This is a genomic window from Streptomyces sp. 8N706, from assembly GCF_052245415.1.
GTDB lineage: Bacteria > Actinomycetota > Actinomycetes > Streptomycetales > Streptomycetaceae > Streptomyces.
In genome coordinates this window covers 208,992-222,964 of record NZ_JBQQBW010000001.1, presented here as the reverse complement: position 1 = coordinate 222,964, position 13,973 = coordinate 208,992, and the positions used below count along the sequence as shown (strand labels likewise).

Below are 13,973 nucleotides of genomic sequence, written 5' to 3'. Positions count from 1 at the left end.
TGTCGCCCTACGCCTACAACAAGACCGCCGGCAGCGTCGGACGCAAGACACCCGCCTCGATCACCATCACACTCACGCCCCAGCCCACCCCGGCAGACACGGCCAGACCCTAACTTCCCGGTCTTGGGCTTTAGGCAGCCACCATGGGGCGAGCCTCGAAGATCATGGCCCCAACGTCGTGCTTTACCGGGCAGGTCCACAGACTGCCCGACGCGCCGGAAGCTTACGGGGCCATGATCACTCGCCCCATGGCAGCTCCCGCCCAAAGCCGTTCCGCCGCCCTCACCTGAAGTGTGACGCTACCGGCGACTGCAGAAACTGACGACACACCCTGCGATGGACGCTAGCCTATCCCTGTCAGAGGGGACATTGAATGCCGCACACATGTCGTGACCTTAAGGCCATGTATCCGCAGGCTGATGAGCGGAAGAAGCTCCTGCGACTGATCGCCGTACAAGAGTTTATGACCGATTCCATCCTGCCTACCCGATATCGAGTCCCCTCCCGATTGATAGAACCGATCGCACTGACAAGCCACGGCGAAGATCTATGCAAGCGTCTTATGCGGGTTCGAAATTTCAAGTGGCCAGAAGTTCGACTGGCATGTTTCCTCAAGTTTTTCCACCATGAACTTTTGGTCGATCACGAGGGAACTGACCTGACAGATTTCGTCTCAGAGCTCAATGGCGAAATAGCTTCGGGTAAAATTCTGCACCCTTTCGTATGGGGTCGGGAGCTGTACGACAAAGCTTTTGAAATGTTTCAGCATGACCCAGCCTCGCTTGACGAAAGGCAAACAGCGCAGCTCCTTGAGGGGACACCTAGAGGAGTTTTCCAGTCATTCGACATGGTGACCGGCCCACTTGGCATCTTGCTCAGCCAGGACATGCGGCCATTGAGCCCGGTCGTCAGAATTCCACTCTACCACTGCGAAAAACGAAGCTGTCGGATCATTCACCACACATACCTAGCAACGTCAGATAGCCAAATCCATAAGACTCGGGCAAAGACCAGAGAAATACTAGAGAAGGAATACGGAAAAGAATCAGCTTTTCGTGAATTCTTTTCCGAGATCGACAACGAGTTTTGCGGCTACTTTGACGACCAGAGCAGTCTGGGTGAAGTACCACTGCTCGGCGAGTGCTTTTCAAGTGACGAGCTGGACGCGGTTATCGCTACCGCATTGCGGGGTAAGGCTTCTCCTCTGCGCCACGCGCTTCAGGCCAACGAAATCCAAGCCGGAAATCCCGACGATTTCACTCGCAGCTTGAATAAGGCGGGGAAAATCCAGGCTTTGATGCTCATGAGAAGTAAAGACCTTAGCACTTGCATCGACGAAACAATCCATTCTGGGAATATAAGGATTCCCACGCATGAGGTCAGGCGACCGAAAATCTGGAAACTTTCTACCGGCTACTACAATCTGTCTGCAGAATGTTCCCACTACGGGGTTAGGACAGTTCCGCAGGATAGGTCGCTGGCCGTGGTTCGCCTTAGTCGCCTCATCTCCTCGATCTATGACCTCGCTGATGCTTCATCCTCAAGGGAACTCGCCTGGAAGCTCCGGAGGGTCGAAGGGAGCTCCACGAGAGAAAAGCTGGATCGCTTTGTGAGGAGCGAGGACCCGGCGGAGGTGCTTCGGAGTTTGGTACTAGTCGGCCCTGGTTCGTTCTCTGTTGCCGCAGAAATGTGCGGTCTTCCTGAGAGCCTCGAAGTGGAGCGCCTGGACGACGCAGAGATCGTCAATATTCTGCTCTGGAAGCTAGGGTTTAACACCAAGAGCTCTGATGAGGCTTTCGGGCCTCTGCGTAGAAATCGTGAGACGTTCGCCCACGCTGTCTCTAGTGTCACCTCATTTGGCGAGGCAGAACGATATGAGATCAAGCGAGAATCGTCGCCTCTGTTTTCTTCGATTGAGGCCGCTCTCGATGCCACCCTCGCATTTACGACCTGGGCGCTAACTTTCGATCACTGGACTGCGCCATCCAGATTCACCTATCACCATTCGGACGCACGAGCCCAAATGGCGAATATCCTCAATAGTGCAGACGCGCGACAGGCTCACAGGACAGACGACGCTACCATTTATGACTCGCAGGGACGCAACACTCTCTTTCCTCTAATCTCGGGCTTCGCACGCCTTCGTGCTTACTTGTCCCAGACACTGGAAACAGCAGAAAAATACACGCGGCCGGACTCTGACATGCCCGTGTACGCCAAACTAGCCGAGCTAACCCCTTTTAGCTTCGTGCACACAGTTCCCTTCCTGGACCTAGAATCAGAGAATCAGCAAAGCATTATTGAGACCCTTTCCGAGATGACCCGGATTTTGGAGAGTGGAGGGGTATCCAGTGTTCGGAACAGATTGCAGCATTCGCGGGAAGACTTCCCCTCCAAAGAAGAGCTCGACAAGTTTCTCGGCGCAATTGACGAATTTCTTGAATTGGCCGAAGAGTCGGGTCTATGCCCTATGATATTCCACGCTGTAGGGAACCATAGAGATTCGTTCGGTCGGGCCACTTATCAGTTGCGCGACTATCGCGGACGCGAGTACTCTGCGCAGAGACCTTCGGGAACTGGAGCCCCAGGAATGCCGGGGCTAATGAGAGACCAATTTGTGATTCCCGCAGCCAGGCTAAAGTCTTCTGGCGAAGTCCTGAGATTTGAGATTGGCACCACATCTGCCTATACCGAAATCTGGGAAAACTGGCCAAAGTATAGGGCCTCTGCTGATCGGTCAAGTGAATTCATGCAATCGACGGAAGACGCAGTGCAGATAAGCTAGTCGCGGTGATTCCTGTGGTTACGTCCATAGAATGCTTGCGATCTCAATCGTGCACAGCATTCTGCGCCCACAGTCCCGACCCCGACAGAACGGACGGGCAAATTACCAGGGGTACCCCCGGAGTGAGTGTCTAACTGCGTGACAACGCCGACAGACAGCGGCGGACAACCGCGCACACCTGCGGACCATCGCAGCAGGTGAGAGGCGCACCAGCCTCAGGTCGACCGCCCATCCAAGTTGCTTCGGGACGAAGAGGTCGGGCGTCAAAACCCGCCATCCTGACAGCGACCTACCAGGTCAGGGCCCTTCGCGAATCCCGCCCTGTAGCTGACCAGGAACACACGATGCCCAGCCGCCTCAAAGCCCATTAGGATCACGACCATGGCAGGCCATCACTCAGAGCGTCCCCACGACCACGCATGTGCCCTCGCCCAGCGGGTTCGAGCGTTGCGGGAGGCCCGCGGGTGGACGCGTGAACGGCTCGCCAAGGAGGCTTGCATCGCCGTCGGAACGCTTGCCCGTCTGGAGAGCGAGGGAGCGATTCAGCCAAGCTTCTTCACCGTCGGAGCGGTTGCCGAGGCTCTTGCGGTCTCCCTCGATGAGCTTTTCCGGGAGACCAGGGTGACTCCCGGCCTCTGGTCCGCTGGGTACGAAGGCCTAGACATCGACTCCTTCGTGACCTCGCTCCGCGACAGTCGTATCGAAGTCGTGGCGGACGTACGGCTTACGCCGATCAGCCGCAAGAAGGGCTTCAGCAAGACCCGCCTCGGGGAGGCACTTGCCGAGGCCGGCATCGAATACACGCACCTACGGAGCCTGGGAAATCCCAAGGACAACCGGGCACCGTTCTGGGACGGCCGCCTCGACGTGGGCCGGGCCCGGTTTCGTGGAGTGCTGCGGTCCGAGGAGGCGCAGACCGATCTCGAGCGCCTCGCGGAGCATGCTCGGCAGTCCCGGGTCGCGGTGCTGTGCTTCGAGAAGGACGAGAGCCGCTGCCACCGGAAGGTCGTTCTGGACATGGTCCGCAAGCGGGCCGCGGTGCCTGTAACTCCCCTGGCCTGACTTCATCCCTCATCTCTGTACGCGCCCTTGCCGGTGGCGCATGCCTCTTTTCCAATCGGATCGGGAGATCACTGGAGGGGGCAACCATGGGATCGGGAAAGTGGCAGCACGCACAGATCATGATCACGGTCAAGACCTATCCGGAACTGTCCGCGAAGTACCACGAGACGAGTTGCGTGGCTGGCGTACGGCTCGACCAGGGGGCGCCCCAGCATGTGCGGCTCTTCCCGGTTCCGTTCCGGTTGCTGAACGAAGAAAGCCAGTTCGCCAAGTACTCGATCGTCGAGGTCGACGTGCAGCGGAACCATGGGGACCGCCGCCCCGAGAGCTTGCGCCCTAATCTGCAGACTCTCAAGGTCATCGAGCGTCTCGGGACAGCGGACGGCTGGCGCGAACGCTTTTCGCATGTTCGACCCCTCGTGGCGCCGTCCCTGTGCGCCATAAGGCGGGACCAGGAGATGCGGGGTACGTCGCTCGGAGTCTTCCGCCCAGCGGAGTTCACTGGCTTCCGCTTCGCTCCTGCCGAGCCCTGGCCGGCTTCTAAGGCAGCCCTGGCAGATCAGTTGGATCTACTCGCGCAGGACCTTCGCCAACTGGAGTGGGTGCCGCTTGAGTTCCGGTACAGCCTCCGATGTGCGGATCCCGCGTGCAGTGGTCATGACATGGGGCTGAGGGACTGGGAGGCGGGCGAGTCGTACCGTAAGTTCCTTCGTCAGTACGGGAAGGACGACGTGGAGGAGAAGCTTCGCGAGCGCTGGTTCGACCGGATGGTCACTCCGGAGAAGGCCGTGCACTGCTTCGTCGGAAACGTCGCGGCTCGTCCCAAGACTTTTCTGCTGCTGGGCCTCTTCTACCCGCGACGGGATGTCGTCGAGAACTTCCAGGAGAGTCTGTTCGACCTATAACGGTGCATGTGGAGCTGTCGGTCCCAGCTCTGCTGTGATTCGCTCCAGGTCAACCACGAAACCATCGTGCCAGCGAGCCCATGCGGTTGCGCCGTTCTGACATCCACGAGTGACATCAACGGCTCGGGACGTCAGCACTACTAGGCGGTCTGGCATGGCCAGCACGGTCGGGCAGCTCCCCAGCGGTACCGGGGAGTGATCGAACTCCAAAAGCGGGTGTCGGTCGTGCATGCCGCTGATGGTCGGCACCACGAACAAACGGAGGGGCGGTCGCGTCCCTCCGTTTGTTCACTTCCCCACCGCAATTCTTGGGACCCCAGAACGGGACCCGACGGGCAGAGGGACGCGTTCTTCGATGCGACATTCTTTCGAAGAGTAGCGTCAGGCTGCTGCGGCCGGGTACGCGACCAGCCTCGGGGGAATCATCCAGACATTCGGCTCGTCGCTGCCGTGACCAGCCTCCCTCTCCTCGCCCTTCTTCTGCAAGAACGCGAGGAGTTGGGCCGTGCCCGCGATGAGGGCGCCGAGGCCGCCAAGAAACGTACCGAGGGCTTGAAGAAATTCGAGGAACATCGCGCTCGCCTCCCCGCACGCGGGCCGGGCGCGCACTGGATGAATCACAGCGATTGGGAAATGTTCCCTGGAGCGGAGAAGACGAAGGATCCGGCCCTTCCAGCAGCTTCCCGCCACTTACGGCTCACGCGGCCCGGTGCGGGGCACCCCGTGTTCCAACTGTTCATGTAAATCAGCACGGCATTCCTCCTCCCCTTCTCCGTAGAAGCTATGAGGCCATGTCACTTTAGTGGCATCCCACCCGTCCGTACAGAACCGGCACGGTCCAGCGTCGTAATCCGGCCACACTCTGCAGGCCGTGCCAGATGCGTGCCAGAACGAGCGGGGAGCCACGGTCAACAGCGGTCAGCCTGCAGTCCTTCCCCTGGTGAGCCAAACGGCTCTTTCCGCAGGTCATAGCCGAAGTCAGGCAGTTCGAGCCAGTGATTCCCAAGCTCAGAGCGCGGGTTCGATTCCCGTCACACGCTCCAGCACAAAGCCCCAGGCCAGCGGCCCGGGGCTTCTTTGTTGTCTAGTCCGCACCGAGGTCCGATGATCTCGTCCAAGTCCATATCGCCGAAGGTGGGCAGCAGATGCAACCGCAGCAACCACCGGTAGGGCTCGGCGGTAGTCGGTCGCAATCCCCGCTCGGGCACCCACTGCCGGGCGTACTCCGCGAAGCTCACGGCCCCAGCGTCCGGGTCCTGCCAGTCGCCACGAGTGAGGTCGGCCTCTATCTAGGAGAGCCATACTTCGGCGTCCACCTTGGTGGCGCAGGTCCGGTCGGCCGGGCGCAGAAGCCCATTCGGTCCCGGACAGCGCGCCTCCCAGCGGCCAGAGGACGTTTCCGCAGCGCACCGAACCGGCGCCTCCTCCCCTTGCTGTTGGCCATCAGGCAGCCCTCCCAGCGCGAGGCCGACGGCGCCGCACCGACTGGACCGTGTTGGCGTCGATGAAGGCCGCGAGCGCGCTTTCCGGGATACGGACGTGCCGACCGACCTTGACGAAGGTCACGCGCCGCTCGGCGACCAGGCGACGGGGGAAGCGCTCAGTCGTCCCCAGCCGCTCGGCGACCTGTGCGACGGAGAGAAGACGCTCAGCCATGGGTGGGCTCTCCTTCCGTTCCGAGGGCAGGGGCGAGTCCCATGATCGAGCCACGGCCAACGGCAAGGCGCCCGCCGCGCGCCCCCGGATGACGTCCAGGGACCCGCGGCGGGCCGACGGAGGGCTCGGGGCGATCAGCTCTTCTGCGAACCCGGCCTCGGCTCCTGTGCGGCGGCAGGTTCCTCGCCCGCCTTGTCGACCACAGCGTGCTCGATCTCGGCCCTGCTGGACATCAGGGTGCCGCGCTTGCCGTACTGGCTGTCCTTGATCAGGTAGCTGCGCGAGCCGAGGAATGTGAGGTCGTCCTTGTCGAAGACCCATTCGGTGCGGGTGCCGAAGGTGGTGTCGTCGCGGGCGATGCCGACGCCGCGACGGCCGATGGCGTCATGCGCGTCGGGGGCTTCGTCGACCCCGGGGATCTTCGCCGCAGCCTGATAGAGGGCGGCGGCCGTACGGGGCGGCATCACGCCCCCGATGAGGTCGCCGATCCGCTCGAACACCGCCTGGTCGCGTTCCTGACCGTCCACCTTGGGCGTCTTGGCGTACAGGTACGTCAGCAGCTCGTCGGAGTCGGTGGGCAAGGAGGCGAGCCAGCGGTAGGTGGGCCTGCTGATGCCTGCCGGTGTGCCGTTGGTGTCGCCGAGTTCGGCGTTGACGGGCAGGGTTTCACCGTCGACCCGGGTGAGGCCGGGCTTGTGCAGCGGGCCCTGCTGCTGCGAGGCCCATGTCTCGTGCTCCTTGAGCGGCCCGACCACGGCCTTGCCGCTGGTCAGCTCCGCCTCTCGGATCTTGGCCCGGGTGTAGGTGAACTGGTCGTCCCTGACCGACGGGGTGTCCCCCTTGAGCGCGACATCGGAGATCTGGTCGAGCAGTGCCGCGGCGGGCCGCATGTCGTTGGCGCCGTGCGGCTGCGACCTAGCGGTGGAGGGCCGCCCGTCGTCTCCGGTGAAGGCGACGCCCACGGCGAGTGTGCCGCCCAGGACCAGCGCCGTCACCGGCAGCAGGAGCGCGGGCCGTAGCAACCGCCGGGCCGGGCGAACGCTTTGGGTGGCCTGGTCGCGGTCGATGTGTTGCATCAGCAGTTCCTTGTGACGGAGTTGCTGCTCGTGCGGAAGGTCCCACTCGGCCGGGGCCGGCAGCAGCCGGGCGAGGTCATCGACGTCGGAGTGCCGGGGGTGGGACGGGGGGATGTCATTGCGGTTCATACGGTGTCCTCCCGCACGTGCAGGGCCGCGAGCGCGGCTTCACCAGTCATCTCTCCGCGAGACCTGCGCGGTTCCTGCTTTTCATTCCCTTTGTTGAGTTCATTCTTCTTGTGCTGTTCGCTCTGTTCGTCGACGAGCCGGACGAGTTTTGCGCGGGCACGCGAGAGGCGCGAGCGCACGGTGCCCACGGGAACGCCCAGGGCGTTGGCGGTCTGCTGGTAGTCCAGACCCGACCACACGCACAGCGACAGGACCTCCCGCTCCTGGCGCCGCAACCGGACAAGAGCGCCCTGGACGGCCTGCAGCCGCCGTGCGTCGTCAATGCGTCCGGCCACCTCGGGGGCGAAGTCGGCGACGACGGCCGGTTGCCGCTGGCGGGCCAGGAAGGCGAGCCGGCGGCGCAGTCCGCGCCGGGCGTTCTCTGCCTTGTTGGTGGCGATCCCCAAGAGCCAGGGAACGAGAGAACCGCCGTCGACCTCCAGCCGTTCCCGGACCTTCCAGGCGGTCAGGAACGTCTCCGACGTGATCTCTTGCGCTGTCGACCAGTCGCCGGTGAGCCGCAGCGCATGGTTGTAGACCGTGCGGGCGCACTGCTCGTACAACTCGGTGAACGCGTCCCGCTCTCCTGCCCGCACCCGTCGGCGCAGGTCGTTTTCTGAGTCCCTCACAGTCGATACCTCTCCGCCGGCTCAGAGAGGTTCCTGTGACGTGCGCCATGGTCGCCCCGGGGACGGCCGTTTCGAGCCGATGAAAGGTTCCTCTGAGTAACGACGAAACGGTCGTCATCGTGATCACGGTGGCCGTTTTGCTGTGTATTGATGAAGTACTCGTTTCCGTGGTGTGCTGGCTGTACGCAGGTGAACGCTGGAGGCCACCCAGCAGCCCACCAACAGACTTGGAAAGCGTGCGCTCGTCCACAACGTGCCAGGACAGCGGGTCTGACACGTGTACCGCAGGACGCTGTACGAGGTCGCACCAGCTGCGCACCCGTTGGAGCGGAGAGCAGCGGTCAACCGCGGGGAGGACCGAATACGACCCGAGGGGTGCCAGCGGCCATCTTTGCTGTTCAGAGGCGCCGGTGACCATGAACCGTTCGTGATTCCCAAGCTCGGAGCGCGGGTTCGATTCCCGTCACCCGCTCCAAAGACGCAGGCCCAGGTCACAGACCCGGGCCTTTCTTGTTGTCCGGTCGTCCTCAGCGTCTCGTGCCAGATCCGTGCCCGATTGCCCCACTCCGATGCTTCTCGACGAGTGACCCTCAAGGAGACGAAACAGCGCGACGAGAGGCGCGGCCTCGCCGCGAGCCACACTCCATGGGACGTCCGTCTTCAGGACGGCCCCATGGGACGTCCGTCTTCAGGACGGCCCCATGGGACGTCCGTCTTCAGGACGGCGCGAATTCGTACTGCAGCTCATAGAGGTGCCCGGCCTTGACCATGACGGTCACCTCGATGGGCCGCTCGTCATCGCTGTGGACCACACGCAGAGTCCGGAGCACCGGGAGGTCGCCGGGCAGTTGGAGGACGGTGTACTGCTCCTGGGTCGGAACGCGTGCGGACACCCGGTCCACGCTGAGACGCGGCTGATGGCCCAGCTCGGCAAGGAGTGCGGGAGTGCCGCCCTTGATCTTGCGGCGTTCCGTTATCGCTGTCCCTCGGACCAGTTCCAAGGGGTAGTAGGACTTGACCAGTTCGACGGGCTCGTCGTCCAGCAGGAGCACTTGGGCACGCAGCAGAGCGGTCCCGTTCTCCGGGAGGGCCAGGGCTTCTGCCACATCGGCGGGAGGTGTGACCTCGGCTACTTGGAGCAGACGGCTGCTGCCGCGGGCCTGATGATTGGCGGCTTCGGTGATCCAGCGGTAGGGCTGGCCGGGCTCTGCCGGGGCCATGTACGCGGCCGGCCGCATGGTCCGCTGCCGGTGCTCGCGTACGGTGACCGCGGCTCCCGCCCGGCCCACCGCGAGACCCTCGTCCTTGAGTAGTTGCAGAGCCTTCTGCACCGTGGCGTTGGATGCGCCGAAGCGCTCCTTGAGCTGTGCTGTGGATGGGAGTTTGGCACCCGGGCCGAGGTCACCGGACATGATCTCTTCACGCAGATCAGCGGCGATCCGCTCATGCAGCGAGCGTCGGTCCACTGCTTCCTGGGCTGCTTTAGGCACGGTCATCCGATCGTGAGCTCGTAGCGGAGGCGCTGACGGTCTGCGGGCATGGTCATGATGTCGGCCTGGATCGGCCGGCCGTCCGCGTCGCTGGTGAGGCGTTCCAGACACAGGACGGGCACATCCGGCTCCATGCGGAGCAGGTCACGCTCCTCACCGTTCGGCATACGCGCAACGACTTCCTCCTGCACCCGCCTGCCCGTGTGCCCCAGTTCCGCGAGCAGGGCCGCGGCCCCACCGCGGATCTTCACGGTCGCGGCCAGCTTCGTACCCGCGGCGATCCAGGCCGGATAGAAGGTGTCCGTCAGCTCGTTCGGCTGCTCGTCCAGGTACATGATGCGGCGTCGCACGACGACAGTCTCGCCTTCCGCCACTCCGAGCAGGCGAGCCACGACGGGCGGCGAGGGAACCTCCCCGGCGTGGAGGATCTGTTGCGTGCCGTGCCTGCCGTGCGCGGCCGCATCGGCGCCCCACGCGTCGCCGCTTCCGCCACCGACGTTCGGCTTCAGGTACGGCGCCGAAGTGCTGGTCCATCCATCACTGCTCACTACGCCCTCCTCCGACCCACCCCAACCTTGCCGCCTTACACGGTAAGCGAGTTGTTGAGGCGACCCCATCACAGCACCTTGTCGCTTTTCGCGAAAGGTATTAATCTCGTCGCGATCGTACAGTCAGCGACGAGGTGGTGACTCACCGTGCCCTTGACCAGACAGCGGTTGTTTACTCGACACCGGAAGTCCGTCCCCGCGAGCAGGGAGTTCGTTACCTGCGCCTTAACGGAGTGGGGCTACACCGAGCACCTTGACGAGATCCGGCTGTGTGCCTCGGAGATCGCCACCAACGCGCTGGCACACGGAGTTCCACCGGGACGCCTTTTCGCTGTGCGCGTCGACGCCGAGGACGAACAGGTCCGGGTCGAGGTACGGGACTCCGGAACCGGCACACCTCTTCTCCGAGTGCCCCATCTCGAGAGCGAATCCGGCCGAGGGCTACTACTCGTGCAGGAACTCACCGACGCCTGGGGCGTCGTCCAACACACCATCGGCAAAGCGGTCTGGTTTACCGTCAAGGTAAGCCCTCCATCGGAGGGCCAGGGATGCCCCTCGGCCGACGGATACCGGCCTACACCCTCCGGCCCGGCCACATCCAGTTTCAGCAATCGCTGACGCCGACTCGGTCACAACAGGCCCTCAAGCGCCCATCAGCCATCTATCCCAAGGGTGGATCATCTCTTGGGCCGGCAAGGCGATCGCGTCTCAACCGCTACGTGCCACGCATCCACGGCCCCCTCCCCGGCCTCAGGCCCAGTCGAGGTCATCACCCGCGATACGGGATGCCCATTGCGGCTTTAGACGACGCCGAGCAAGCCGCTCTCCGCACACCTGGGGCCCGAACCCCGCCAACGGCGAACAGTCCCCGGCGTCGCTCACGCTCCGCCGGGCGCGCTCCCTGGCCGCCGCCTGCGCCCGCGCTCCTGTCTTCGCCCCGCTCGGCGCCGGCGGCGGCCGTCGCGCGCCCGCAGGGAATGCCCCGGAGGGCATGAGGGAGAGCCGAACTCGCTCGTGGGCCCTGCACGCACAACGCCTCCGGCGGGGGCGCTCAGGCTCCGGGATGGCCAGGGGCCCGCACTGCGTCTGCCGAAGCATCGTGGCGTGCGTAGGAAGCTCCCATCCCGTCTGCCATCGACCCAGGCCAAGCCCGCTCCACTGCGTGTGGGTCGACGGCAGACGGGATGGGAGCTAGGGGAAGTAGTGGGTTGAGGTAGAGGGGGAAGGTGAGGGTGGAGGACGAGCGTGCCCCTTTCCGTGCCCGATCGAGCAGGGAACCACGGGGAACACCGGGCGTTCACGGGACGCGGACAACGAAACGGCCCCCAACCAAGTTGCCTGGTCAGGGGCCGATTTCATCGCTCTGCCTGCGGAGGGTGTGGGATCTGAACCCACGGTGGTGTCGCCACCACGACGGTTTTCAAGCCTGCTCGGCGACGGGCCTTTCAGCGCCGGCGAACGAGCCGCAAGATGACCTGGCCGATACCCAGGTAGAGGACTGCGGCGAAACCATAATTGAGGAATACGCCCGTCTTGGCGCTTTCCGGCGTGAACAGAGGGTCCATGCCCAACGACAGGCTTCTCGCCAGATCGGCGATGAATAGGACGAAACTGTTACCGGGGTTTGCCTCGAAAATCACGAAAAAGATATGCAGCGCGAGCGCTGACGCGATCAGCCCGGTAATGACGCTGATGGTCGCGCCCACCGCGGGGGAGCCCTCGCTGCTGCGGACACGCGTGCCTTCACTGTGGATCGATCCCATCGGGGCATTGTAAAGCCCCGCGCGGCAGCGCGCGCAACACCGGTTGGGCCTCCGAGCTTCCACCTACGCATTGCTAAAAGCGCCTATGTGCCGAATTTTGGAATGCGCATCCACGCTGTGCTACGCCTCTTGACAGCGCCGATAGGGTCGCCAGTCACGGCAAGGGCTGCCACCCCAGCTTTCGTTCGTAGCTGAGCCGTCCACTAATGGTGTGCGGTTGGCGGGATGTCACCAGCGGCCAATAGCAACAACATTAGGAGGACGCGTGCAGCACGCCCACCACACTCGCCGGTTTCACGAAGCGGAGTTGGCCGACGGCCGATACAGATTGGAGACCCGCCTCGGCAGCGGTGGCGTGGCCGACGTCTATCGCGCCTTCGACACGCAACTGGGCAGATCTGTCGCGATCAAGGCATTCCGGCCCAGCGCGGATGGAACAGATGAGCACCGGTTCCATGAGGAGGCGCGCCTGCTGGCCGGGCTGAACCATCCGGGTCTGGTGACCGTGTACGACTTCGGCGTCGAGGCGTACCAGCCGTTCCTGGTCATGGAGCTGGTCAGCGGGAGGTCGCTCGGCGAACTGCTCCTGGGCGGGCCGCTGGATCTGGACAAGGTAGCCACCCTCGGCGGCCAGCTCGCCGAGGTGTTGGCCTACGTACATCAGCACGGCGTCGTGCACCGCGACATCAAGCCCGCCAACATCCTGCTGGACCACAACGGCCAAGCCCGCCTTGCCGACTTCGGGGTCTCCGAGCTGTTGGGCGCACGCCGGCACATCGCTGAAGGTGGCGTGTCGGGCACGGCCGCCTATATGGCGCCGGAACAGGTCCAAGGGCGGAACGCCGGACCTGCGGCCGACATCTATGCGCTCGGTCTCGTGTTGCTGCAGTGCGTGACCGGACGGCTGGAGTACCCCGGCGACGGGCATGAAGCGGCGACGGCCCGGTTGTCGCGGCCGCCTTACGTACCCGCGGAGCTGCCTGCGCGACTGCGCCGAGCGCTCACCGCGATGACCGCCTCCGACCCGGCGGCCCGACCCACAGCCACGCAGTGCGTGGCGATGCTTCGCACCGAAGAGGTTCCGCAACGCCCCGAAGCCGAGCCCGCCTTCCAAGGCCCGCCGGAGCGGGAATCAAAGACGCTGCGCAACTGGGCACTCGGCGGAGCGGCGGCGATCCTCGCGGTCCTCGTATGGACAGCCCTCACTGATGGCGAGGAGAAGCCGGAATCCGAACCGGCACAGACCCCCACGAGCAGTGCCCCGCAGGAGCCCGGACTCCCCGATCTTCCCAGCGAGAAACCCTCTGTCGACGTCCCGGACCTGCCCGAGGCCGACGAGAAGCCCTTGGACGAACAGATCAAGGACTGGTTCGACAGCGACAGCTCCGAGCCGGGGGACGCAACCGGGAGCGGTGACAGCGGGCAGAACGACAGCGGTGAGGCCCCAAAGGGCGAAGGGAAGCCGGAGGCAGACGAAGGCGGCTTCTTGGACTGGCTCACCTCGCTTGGCGAAGACGGACAGTAGACACCCAGCACTATGTTTCCGAACCAACACAGTGGGAAAGCGTGCGCTCGCAAGCTGCCAGCCGAGCAGGCATGGGGGTGGGCACGGCGGACCGGGACGTGATCTGCCAGGGCAATCCGTTCGCCAGGCTGTGCCCGATGCGTGCCCGATCAGGCGGTGAACCACGGTCAATCAGGGGCTACGACGAGCCCCGGCGTTGCACGCCAAATCGTCTGTTCAGCAGGTCAGGGCGGGTGTCATGCTCGGCAGGCCCCGTGATTCCCAAGCTCTGAGCGCGGGTTCGATTCCCGTCACCCGCTCCAAAGACTCAGGCGCAGGTCAGGGACATGATCCCCAACCCGGGCCTTCGTGCTTGTCTGGACCGAT

13 protein-coding genes are annotated in these 13,973 nt (G+C 63.8%); 5 read left to right on the top strand and 8 right to left on the bottom strand.

Annotation, left to right across the window (positions count from 1 at the left end; translation table 11 throughout):
* The first annotated feature begins 634 nt into the window (after positions 1 to 634).
* The 3 genes from ACTWQE_RS01025 (at position 635) to ACTWQE_RS01015 (ending at position 4,752) form a co-directional block, all read left to right on the top strand.
* Entirely contained in the window at positions 635 to 2,785 is a 2,151-nt protein-coding gene (locus ACTWQE_RS01025) for a hypothetical protein (RefSeq protein WP_443326827.1), read from the top strand.
* A 381-nt stretch (positions 2,786 to 3,166) separates the two neighbouring features.
* Positions 3,167 to 3,847: a DUF488 family protein, N3 subclade gene (locus ACTWQE_RS01020; RefSeq protein ID WP_443326826.1), complete on the top strand. Its 681-nt coding sequence runs from the start codon at positions 3,167 to 3,169 to the stop codon at positions 3,845 to 3,847.
* 86 nt (positions 3,848 to 3,933) lie between these two features.
* Positions 3,934 to 4,752, top strand: a complete 819-nt coding sequence (locus ACTWQE_RS01015) for a hypothetical protein (RefSeq protein WP_443326825.1) — start codon at positions 3,934 to 3,936, stop codon at positions 4,750 to 4,752.
* Between the two features lie 381 nt (positions 4,753 to 5,133).
* Here ACTWQE_RS01015 and ACTWQE_RS01010 read toward each other — a convergent pair whose 3' ends face one another.
* The 7 genes from ACTWQE_RS01010 to ACTWQE_RS00980 form a co-directional block, all read right to left on the bottom strand.
* Positions 5,134 to 5,325, bottom strand: coding sequence for a hypothetical protein (locus ACTWQE_RS01010; protein ID WP_443326824.1), 192 nt, complete (start codon positions 5,323 to 5,325; stop codon positions 5,134 to 5,136).
* Between the two features lie 458 nt (positions 5,326 to 5,783).
* Positions 5,784 to 5,960 (bottom strand): hypothetical protein, encoded by a 177-nt coding sequence (locus ACTWQE_RS01005; RefSeq protein ID WP_443326842.1) that lies wholly within the window; start codon positions 5,958 to 5,960, stop codon positions 5,784 to 5,786.
* Between the two features lie 235 nt (positions 5,961 to 6,195).
* Positions 6,196 to 6,408 carry an excisionase family DNA-binding protein gene (locus tag ACTWQE_RS01000; protein ID WP_443326823.1) on the bottom strand — a complete coding sequence of 71 codons (213 nt, stop codon included), beginning with the start codon at positions 6,406 to 6,408 and terminating at the stop codon, positions 6,196 to 6,198.
* Positions 6,409 to 6,542: 134 nt separating this feature from the next.
* Entirely contained in the window at positions 6,543 to 7,613 is a 1,071-nt protein-coding gene (locus ACTWQE_RS00995; protein ID WP_443326822.1) for a CU044_5270 family protein, read from the bottom strand.
* Positions 7,610 to 8,260, bottom strand: coding sequence for an RNA polymerase sigma factor (locus tag ACTWQE_RS00990; protein ID WP_443326841.1), 651 nt, complete (start codon positions 8,258 to 8,260; stop codon positions 7,610 to 7,612). Before ACTWQE_RS00990 ends, ACTWQE_RS00995 begins: the two co-directional genes overlap by 4 nt.
* Positions 8,261 to 8,997: 737 nt before the next feature.
* Positions 8,998 to 9,777 (bottom strand): GntR family transcriptional regulator, encoded by a 780-nt coding sequence (locus ACTWQE_RS00985; RefSeq protein ID WP_443326821.1) that lies wholly within the window; start codon positions 9,775 to 9,777, stop codon positions 8,998 to 9,000.
* Positions 9,774 to 10,319: a GntR family transcriptional regulator gene (locus tag ACTWQE_RS00980; RefSeq protein ID WP_443326820.1), complete on the bottom strand. Its 546-nt coding sequence runs from the start codon at positions 10,317 to 10,319 to the stop codon at positions 9,774 to 9,776. The genes ACTWQE_RS00985 and ACTWQE_RS00980 overlap by 4 nt, the downstream gene beginning before the upstream one ends.
* A 147-nt stretch (positions 10,320 to 10,466) precedes the next feature.
* Between ACTWQE_RS00980 and ACTWQE_RS00975 the strand changes: the two genes are divergently transcribed.
* The gene (locus tag ACTWQE_RS00975) at positions 10,467 to 10,937 is read left to right on the top strand and encodes an ATP-binding protein (protein WP_443326819.1); all 471 of its coding nucleotides are present in this window, start codon (positions 10,467 to 10,469) and stop codon (positions 10,935 to 10,937) included.
* An 827-nt stretch (positions 10,938 to 11,764) separates the two neighbouring features.
* Here the strand turns inward: ACTWQE_RS00975 and ACTWQE_RS00970 are convergent.
* Positions 11,765 to 12,082, bottom strand: coding sequence for a hypothetical protein (locus ACTWQE_RS00970; protein WP_443326818.1), 318 nt, complete (start codon positions 12,080 to 12,082; stop codon positions 11,765 to 11,767).
* A gap of 265 nt (positions 12,083 to 12,347) precedes the next feature.
* Between ACTWQE_RS00970 and ACTWQE_RS00965 the strand changes: the two genes are divergently transcribed.
* Positions 12,348 to 13,607, top strand: a complete 1,260-nt coding sequence (locus ACTWQE_RS00965; protein WP_443326817.1) for a protein kinase domain-containing protein — start codon at positions 12,348 to 12,350, stop codon at positions 13,605 to 13,607.
* Positions 13,608 to 13,973 lie beyond the last annotated feature (366 nt).